The following is an 8,266-nucleotide window of genomic DNA, read 5'->3' on the forward strand; positions in this document are numbered from 1 at the left end:
AGCGAGGGTACCAATTTTACAGCACCTTCCAAAGAGCATAGAGCAGCGGCATATAACGCAGGGGATTATTCGGATGACTATTTAGAGGAATTTAAAAATAGAGACACCAGGCTGTATGCCTCTATTTTATTTCCAGGTGCACAGTGGAACGATCTACAAGATAATTTTGTGTTCTCGTGGAATAAAGGCGGGAGTAACATCTCAAAAACAGGTTATAACTACCGTAAAATGGTGGACCCTAGTGAGAGTGCTCAAAGTGGACAGTATAAAGGACCACAAAACTTTCCGATTATTCGCTATGCAGAAGTATTGTTAACCTTTGCAGAGGCTAAAAATGAAGTCGCTGGTCCATCGGGAGAAATTTACGATGCCATTGATGCTATTCGTCTTAGAGCAGGAATGCCTGCTGTAAACCGTGCTGAGGTTAGTTCTAAAGAGGCACTAAGATCTCTAATTCGCAATGAGAGAAGAATCGAACTTGCTGGAGAAGGGTTTCGATGGGATGATATTCGTCGTTGGGGAATAAGCCAGCAGGTGATGACCTCGATCTATAGTATTGACAATGATTTGGCACAGCAGAGGAGATATGATCCTAAGTTTATCCGACTTCCTTATCCGCAGACTGCATTGGATCGTAATCCTAATCTAATGGATGCTCAAGAGGCCAAAGGATATTAAATTATAGTATTTACATTTAAAGAAGTTAGCTCAAAAGAGCTAACTTTCTTAATTTTAACATTACCCTTAAAAAAAAGATTCCATGTTTCGTATTACCCTTTTCTGTAGTTTTTTATTGCTTATCGTTATTTGCTCATGTAAAGAGAAAGGTAGTGCAATGGAGGAATCTAATACGCACATTGTAAAACCAAATATTGTCTTTGTACTAGCGGATGACTTAGGTATTGGGGATTTGGGTAGTTATGGACAAGAATATATTAAAACTCCACATCTTGACCGTATGGCAAGTGATGGAATGCGCTTTTTAGATTTTTATTCGGGCAGCACTGTTTGCGCTCCCTCTAGGGCAAGTCTTATGACGGGAAAGCATACGGGGCACCTAACCATTAGAGGGAACGGTGAGTTTCCTTTAAAATCTTCAGACACTACGATAGCTCAAATTCTTAAATCTCAAGGGTATCACACCGCTATATTTGGCAAATGGGGCTTGGGCCTTGAGGGTACATCAGGATCACCAGAGAAAAAGGGATGGGATGAATTTACAGGTCATCTTCATCATGTGGATGGGCATTTTCAAAAGCCAGATTCTCTTTGGTCCATTGTCGAAGGAGGGGTTGAAAAACATGCCATATCCAGTGGTGCTTTTGCCAATGAGATATTCACTCAAAAGGGGATTGATTTTATAGAGCGGCAAAGTGATCATCAACCGTTCTTTCTCTTCATGTCGTATACGGTTCCACACGCAGAATTAAGGGTAGAGGATAGGTTTTTAGCACCTTATTTGAATGCGCAGGGAGAAAGTGTTTTTGAACCTGAAAAACCATGGCCAAGTGGGCAGCATTATGGACCACAAAAGTATCCTAAAGCAGCTTATGCTGCCATGGTAACTAGTATCGATGCGTATGTTGGGAGGTTGTTAGAAAAGCTTAAATCCAAAGGTCTTTTAGAAAATACCTTAGTTGTTTTTACCAGTGACAACGGAACCCATATCGAAGGGGGAAGAACTATGGAAGACGTCCATTTCTTTAATAGTACGGCTGGTCTTAAAGGTGTCAAACGTGATTTGTATGAAGGCGGAATTCGAACTCCGTTCATTGCCTATTGGCCAGGAACGATTCCAAAGGGAAGTGTAAGTCCAGTGACAGCTGCCTATTGGGATTTGTTGCCCACTTTTGCGCAATTGGCTGATTATCAAGGTTCTCTTTATTCCGATGGGGTGTCATTAAGGAGTGCTTTTTTAGGAGATACAACGAAATTTGCGCGGGACATGTACTGGGAATTTCATGAAACTGGTGGCAAGATTGCCGTTCGAATGGGAGATTGGAAGGTGGTTTGGACCCAGCTACTTGATGCTAATAAAAAGGCTGTTTGTGAGGTGTATAATTTAAAGACTGACCCGTATGAGTCTGTAGATTTGGCGCGTAAACATCCAGATATTATTGAGAAAGCCAAAGAGGTGTTCATACAACAACATCAGCGGTCGGAAATTGAAAAGTTTAGGATTACAATACCAGATCATTAATACCTAGGGTCTTGTTTAAATAATTTAAGATCGATCCGCATTATACTGAATTTTTGAGGATCACTTACAATGGAATCAATTTTAATTATCGGCTCCAATAGCGTATAGTGGTTTAATTGGTTGAGTAGCCCCTGGAGTTGTACTCCAGGGGTTAATAGTTTAAGTATAATCTAACGGATCTGGATGGCTCCAAGGATCACGATAGGTTCTGGATAATAATTTATTGGCCTTGAAATCGTTTATAAATAAGCGCTTTTGAGGGTCGTACATCAGTGGTCTGTTAAGTTCCATAGCTAGATTGGCAATAATGCAACTGGCTGTTGATATATGTCCTTGTTCTACATCAGCAATAGGTTTACTCCCCTGATCAATTGCCTTTAAAAAATCCATCATATGGTATCGGGTAGCTGGTGCGGTATGAAGTTCAATATCTTTTTCTTTAAGGTCTTCAGGATATTGTTCTTTTTCATAGGTTACATCTTTGGAGATATGAGTCTTTCCGTCGGTTGAAATAAATTCGTATTTCATAACACTTGCTTTTAAAACACCCTTTTCTCCATAAATAAAATAAGCCCATGGATAATCTGGATCGGTAGGGGGTCCCCATGTTCGATGATTCCAAACGCAGTTGAAATATTCGTACTCGAAAATAGCCGTTTGGCTATCTGCAATATTGGAATAGCCACCTTTTTGTACGTAGATACCTCCCTGGGATTGGATCCGTTTTGGCCATCCTAGATCCAACATCCAACGTACAGCATCAAGCATATGGACGCACATGTCTCCCATAATACCATTGCCGTACTCCATGCGGGTTCTCCACCATCTTTTATGAGGTAACCCTTTAAAAGGGAGTTTTGGCGCTGGCCCTGTCCAGCGTTCATAATCAAAAAAATCAGGAATTTCCTGAACGATACGCTTTCCATTGGCGCGCATGTGGTAATAGCAGCACATTTCAACATGACCAATTTTACCTAAAAGCCCCTTATCAATAATGTTTTTCTTAGCATGGGCTAGATGAGGTGTGCTTCTACGCTGCATTCCCACTTGGACTACTTTGTTGTATTTCCTTGCCGCCTGGACCATGGCTTCGCCTTCTATAACATCGACACTCGTAGGTTTTTGAACATACACATGGCATCCCGCACGAAGTGATTCAATGGTATTTACGGCGTGCCAGTGATCGGGAGTTCCAATAAGCACAATGTCTAGCTCAATGGAGTTGAGCATTTTTCTAAAATCCGTAAATAAGGCGGGTGGTTTTGATTGTTTATTCCTTTGCTTGACTAAGGTAGCGGCCTGGGATAGGTGATTTTTATCGACATCACACAGGGCTGCTACTTCGATTTCAGTTACTTGCATGAGCCTAAATAAGTCGCTTTTCCCATACCATCCTGTACCGATAAGTCCGACTTTCCATATTTTGGTTGGGTGCATTAAATGCTGACCATAAGCCCCGTAAGTTGCGTAGAGCGTAGTGGCTAAGGTGGATTTTATAAAGTTTCTGCGGTTAATGTAAAATGACATGGTGCTTAATTTAGGGAGTAATTTACAAAATACTCTTCTAAAGGAACCATGTCTTAAATAGAATTAAAGGTCATTGTTGTAGTACCTTTTTTAACTTATATGATTTTTTTAATTACCCGTAATTTGTGCGAATGGCTTCTTGTGTCTGTATTGTATATTCCTGTATGGTCAATTCGATCTATCCGTACCTTCCCATAGGAATGGATGATGTAGTTATCGGGCATCATAATACCCACATGAACAATATTTCCTTCCTCGTCATCAAAGAAGGCTAGATCCCCAGCTTCGCTTTCTTCTATAAAGCTTAGGGCTTCCCCTTGTGTGGATTGTTGAGTGGCAGTTCTCAACAGGGGATAGCCATTGAGTTTGTATACCATTTGGGTAAGTCCAGAACTGTCAATCCCAAAGGGTGTTTTCCCTCCCCATAGAAATGGGGTATTAATGTAGTTAAGCGCTGTGCCGACGATTCCCTCCTTTGGTTGTTTTCCCTGTAGTACTTCCCCGTCAAACTTGCCTGAAAGGTAGGGTGCAGCACTAACATTACTTCCTAAGGTTATGGGCAATAAGTTGTTGTTGTCATCATAGATGAATTCTACCAAATCTCCGGATAGTTTGGGCTTTTGTTTTTGGAGGCTTTGATAGGTAGATTCTTCAATAATGGTATATTGGGTGTTGTCTAGCCAACCTTCAAAATGATCGTATGCCAATCGTATTTTACTCCAATGCTTTCTTTTTTCTAATACTTTAAAATGGTCTCCAAAGAGTACCTGAGAGCAAAGTTCTGAGGTATGTTGTGGTTCATTGCGTAAGGGAATGATACTCAAATGACAAATTCCATATTGCATTTAATAGCTGTTTGTAGGGGTAATTAATTTCTTTCTAAGACCATTGCAGAGGCACCACCACCTCCATTACAAATAGCAGCGGCTCCGTATTTAGCATTATTTTGGTCCAGTACGCTCATTAGTGTAACTAGAATTCTTACCCCAGAACATCCTAGTGGATGACCTAAGGCAACAGCGCCTCCGTTGACATTTACTTTAGTGTCTGGGATTTCTAATATTTTCATGTTTGCCAGGGCGACCACTGAGAAGGCTTCGTTGAATTCAAAGAAATCAATATCTTCAATTTTTAAATTGGTTTTAGCCAATGCTTTTGGAAGTGCTTTTGCTGGCGCTGTTGTAAACCATTTTGGGTCTCCAGCTGCATCAGCGTAGCTCAGTACAGTAGCTAATGGTGTAATACCTAATTCTTGTGCTTTTTGTTCGCTCATAAGAACTACTGCTGCTGCGCCATCATTGATAGTCGAGGCGTTGGCAGCAGTTACTGTTCCTTCTTTTGTAAAAGCAGCTCTTAGGGTTGGGATTTTATCTAATTTTACATTTTTAAATTCTTCGTCCTGTGAAACGATAAGTGGTTGTCCTCTTTTTTGTGGGACTTCCACTGGGATGACTTCTTCATCGAATTTACCTTCTTCCCAAGCCGCTGCAGAACGCTTGTAGGATTGTATGGCATAGGCATCTTGGTCTTCTCTTGAGAAGTTGTATTCTTGGGCGCATTGGTCTGCACATACCCCCATAGCGTTTTGATCGTAAGCATCTACTAGCCCGTCTTTTTGAAGTCCATCAATGAGTTGAGATGGCCCAAATTTAGTGCCTGTTCTCATATGAACATAGTGTGGAATCATGCTCATGTTTTCCATGCCTCCAGCTACTACAATGGAAGCATCTCCTAAGGCAATGGCTTGTGCAGCTTGCATTACAGCTTTCATCCCACTGGCACAGACCTTATTCACTGTTGTGCAAGGTACCGTATTAGGGATTCCAGCGTATAAAGCGGCTTGTCGAGTGGGTGCTTGGCCTTCTCCAGCTTGTACAACATTGCCCATTAAGACCTCCTGAACTAGACTAGGATCAAGTGCTATTTTTTCTAAAGCGCCCTTTATTGCCATGGCACCTAGTTTTGGAGCGGCTATGGTTGAGAGTTGTCCCAGAAAACCTCCGATAGGCGTTCTGGCTGCAGAAACGATGACTACTTTATTCATGATACACTATTTTGTTGTTGCGAATTTAAATAATTTAAAAAGATAATCATAGGAAGTTGATTTTAATTAAATACTAATGAGGAGTCTATTTTTTGTTACATTTGAATAATAATACCCATACGAATGAAGAAATTCTTGGATAATCTTTATAAAAACCAGTCCCTTATTTACAAAGGTTTTCTCTTTATTTTAACCACTGCCATGGTGGTGTATTTATTCCCTAAAGGGGGGAAGTTTAAATATGATTTCCACAAGGGAAAGTTATGGCAATACGAGACGCTCTATGCGCCATTTAATTTTGCGATTCATAAAACTGATGAGGAAATCAAGCAAAATAAAGATGAAATAGAATCCAATCATCCTGATTATTTTAAATACGATGTTGGTATCCGGGATTTGGTATATGAAGGTTATAAGGAGCGATTTAATAGTTATTTTACTGCCGAGGATTACAGCGAATCTGATCGTAAATATTTGCGTTCCAGTGGGCTGGAATTGTTGAATCGGATTTATGAAAAAGGGGTGGTTCAACATACGGAACAATATCAAGGTGATGAACTGGTTAATGTGGTTAGAGGGAATCAAGAACAAACGATTCTTTATGGAAGTTTGGTTAAGATCAATCAGCTAGATAGAGTGATTACGGGCTTTATTAAAGAGAGGAACCTTGAATCCCACGCAGAGCTGATGAAGAGTTTATATTTTGATATCATACAACCGAATGTCTTTTTCGATGAGGCCTTAACTAAAATGACGCTAGAGCGTGAATTGGCAAAAGTGACCACCACCCGAGGCAGTATTGATAAAGGGAAACGTATTATTGCAAAAGGAGAAGTTGTCGAAGGGGAGAAGTATACCATGTTGTATTCCCTGCAGAAGGAATATCAATCTAAGTTGTGGAACGAAAATAACTATAATTGGATTCTGTTCGGCTATATTATTTTAGTTGGGCTTACTCTTTTAATGTTGTTACTATTCTTAAAAAAATACCGACCAGAGGTCTTTCTCAATAATAATAAAGTAACCTTTATTTTCTTTAATGTACTGGTAATGATTTTCTTGACCACCACAGTGGTTAAGTTTAATTCGCATTATGTCTATGTGGTGCCTATGTGTATCATGCCGCTGATTCTTAAGGCATTTTTCGATCCTAGGCTTGGACTCTTTACCCATGTACTAACGGTATTAATACTAGGTTTTATAGTCCCTAATAGTTTTGAGTATGTGTTTTTGCAAACCATCGCAGGTATCGTCACTATTCAAACCATTTCGGAGCTTCACAAGAGAGCTAATCTGTTTATTTCAGTAGGGCAGATCACCTTGGTCTACATTATTGCTTATTTTGCTTTTTACGTTATCCACGAAGGGAACTTCAATAATATGGATTGGGTGAATTTTGGACTGTTTATATTAAACGGTTTGGCAACTTTGGCAGCCTTCCCTTTGATTTACATTTATGAAAAGCTTTTTTCATTGGTTTCTGATGTGTCTTTATTGGAGCTTTCTGACACCAATACCAGGATATTAAAAGAATTATCAGAAAAAGCTCCTGGAACATTTCATCACTCACTACAGGTGGCTAACTTGGCCGAGGCTGCTGCAAATGAAGTCGGAGCGAATTCTATGTTAGTAAGGGTGGGCGCACTGTATCATGATATTGGTAAAATGAATAACCCTGCATATTTTACTGAAAATCAAACTACAAGTGTAAATCCTCATAATGAACTATCAGCTGAAGAAAGTGCTAGAATTATAATTGATCATGTTATCGAAGGTATTGAAATGGCTAAGAAGAACAATATTCCGGATAGGGTAATAGATTTTATAAGAACACATCATGGTACTTCATTGGTATATTATTTTTATAAAGAGGCAATGAATTTAAATGAAAATGTTGACAAATTGGAATTTCAATATCCTGGTCCCATTCCTTTTTCGAAAGAAACAGCCATTTTAATGATGGCAGATTCGGTAGAGGCAGCATCAAAAAGCTTGAAAAATCCAACCTCTACTATGATTAATTCTTTTGTTGAGAAGATTGTTAGCAAACAAATAGATGAAGGACAGTTCTTAAATGCGAATATTACTTTTAAAGAAATTGAGCAGATAAAAAAGGTGTTAAAACGTAAATTAACCAATATTTATCACTTAAGAATTGAATATCCAGAATAGTATTTCATTGGTAGTTAGGGAGCTATTTAAAAGTACTAAAAATATTCATGAAAATAGTTGTTTTCTTCTAATTGAACTACTACATTTGCAACCGCAATTTCAAAGTTGTACGTTCATAATGATATAAGAAATAAAGGAGAGGTGCCAGAGTGGTAATGGAGCAGATTGCTAATCTGTCAACGCGTAAGTGTTGCCAGGGTTCGAATCCCTGTCTCTCCGCTTTTCTTTCTTTAATGAATAAATTTTTCGGGGTGTAGCGTAGCCCGGTTATCGCGCCGCGTTTGGGACGCGGAGGTCGCAGGTTCGAATCCTGCCACCCCGAC

General features: G+C 39.6%; 6 protein-coding genes and 2 tRNA genes. 5 read left to right on the plus strand and 3 right to left on the minus strand.

Annotated elements, in window-relative coordinates; genetic code table 11:
• Both VKY50_RS10040 and VKY50_RS10045 read left to right on the plus strand, forming a co-directional pair.
• Positions 1-678, plus strand: a 678-nt coding sequence (locus VKY50_RS10040) for a RagB/SusD family nutrient uptake outer membrane protein (protein WP_324301433.1), incomplete at its 5' end; no start/stop codon positions are given.
• Between the two features lie 82 nt (positions 679-760).
• Positions 761-2,200 carry an arylsulfatase gene (locus tag VKY50_RS10045; protein ID WP_324301435.1) on the plus strand — a complete coding sequence of 480 codons (1,440 nt, stop codon included), beginning with the start codon at positions 761-763 and terminating at the stop codon, positions 2,198-2,200.
• 159 nt (positions 2,201-2,359) lie between these two features.
• On the opposite strand, the gene VKY50_RS10050 is transcribed toward VKY50_RS10045, so the two are convergent.
• The 3 genes from VKY50_RS10050 to VKY50_RS10060 form a co-directional block, all read right to left on the minus strand.
• Entirely contained in the window at positions 2,360-3,727 is a 1,368-nt protein-coding gene (locus VKY50_RS10050) for a Gfo/Idh/MocA family protein (RefSeq protein ID WP_324301437.1), read from the minus strand.
• 95 nt (positions 3,728-3,822) lie between these two features.
• Positions 3,823-4,572 (minus strand): C40 family peptidase, encoded by a 750-nt coding sequence (locus tag VKY50_RS10055; RefSeq protein WP_324301439.1) that lies wholly within the window; start codon positions 4,570-4,572, stop codon positions 3,823-3,825.
• Between the two features lie 23 nt (positions 4,573-4,595).
• Positions 4,596-5,771 carry an acetyl-CoA C-acyltransferase gene (locus VKY50_RS10060; RefSeq protein ID WP_324301441.1) on the minus strand — a complete coding sequence of 392 codons (1,176 nt, stop codon included), beginning with the start codon at positions 5,769-5,771 and terminating at the stop codon, positions 4,596-4,598.
• Between the two features lie 123 nt (positions 5,772-5,894).
• On the opposite strand from VKY50_RS10060, the gene VKY50_RS10065 reads away from it, so the two are divergent.
• The 3 genes from VKY50_RS10065 (at position 5,895) to VKY50_RS10075 (ending at position 8,265) form a co-directional block, all read left to right on the plus strand.
• Positions 5,895-7,943 (plus strand): HD family phosphohydrolase, encoded by a 2,049-nt coding sequence (locus tag VKY50_RS10065; protein ID WP_324301442.1) that lies wholly within the window; start codon positions 5,895-5,897, stop codon positions 7,941-7,943.
• 135 nt (positions 7,944-8,078) lie between these two features.
• A tRNA-Ser gene (locus VKY50_RS10070) sits at positions 8,079-8,162 on the plus strand.
• 28 nt (positions 8,163-8,190) lie between these two features.
• Positions 8,191-8,265 (plus strand) — tRNA-Pro (locus tag VKY50_RS10075).
• The last annotated feature ends 1 nt before the right edge of the window (position 8,266 follow it).

The sequence above is a fragment of the Galbibacter sp. genome, assembly GCF_035306585.1.
Classification (GTDB): domain Bacteria; phylum Bacteroidota; class Bacteroidia; order Flavobacteriales; family Flavobacteriaceae; genus Galbibacter.

Bases quoted from the DNA above. Each gene is read 5' to 3' on its own strand.
- VKY50_RS10050 (WP_324301437.1), bottom strand. From the start codon at position 3,727: ATGTCATTTTACATTAACCGCAGAAACTTTATAAAATCCACCTTAGCC.
- VKY50_RS10065 (WP_324301442.1), top strand. From the start codon at position 5,895: ATGAAGAAATTCTTGGATAATCTTTATAAAAACCAGTCCCTTATTTAC.
- VKY50_RS10060 (WP_324301441.1), bottom strand. From the start codon at position 5,771: ATGAATAAAGTAGTCATCGTTTCTGCAGCCAGAACGCCTATCGGAGGT.
- VKY50_RS10045 (WP_324301435.1), top strand. From the start codon at position 761: ATGTTTCGTATTACCCTTTTCTGTAGTTTTTTATTGCTTATCGTTATT.
- VKY50_RS10055 (WP_324301439.1), bottom strand. From the start codon at position 4,572: ATGCAATATGGAATTTGTCATTTGAGTATCATTCCCTTACGCAATGAA.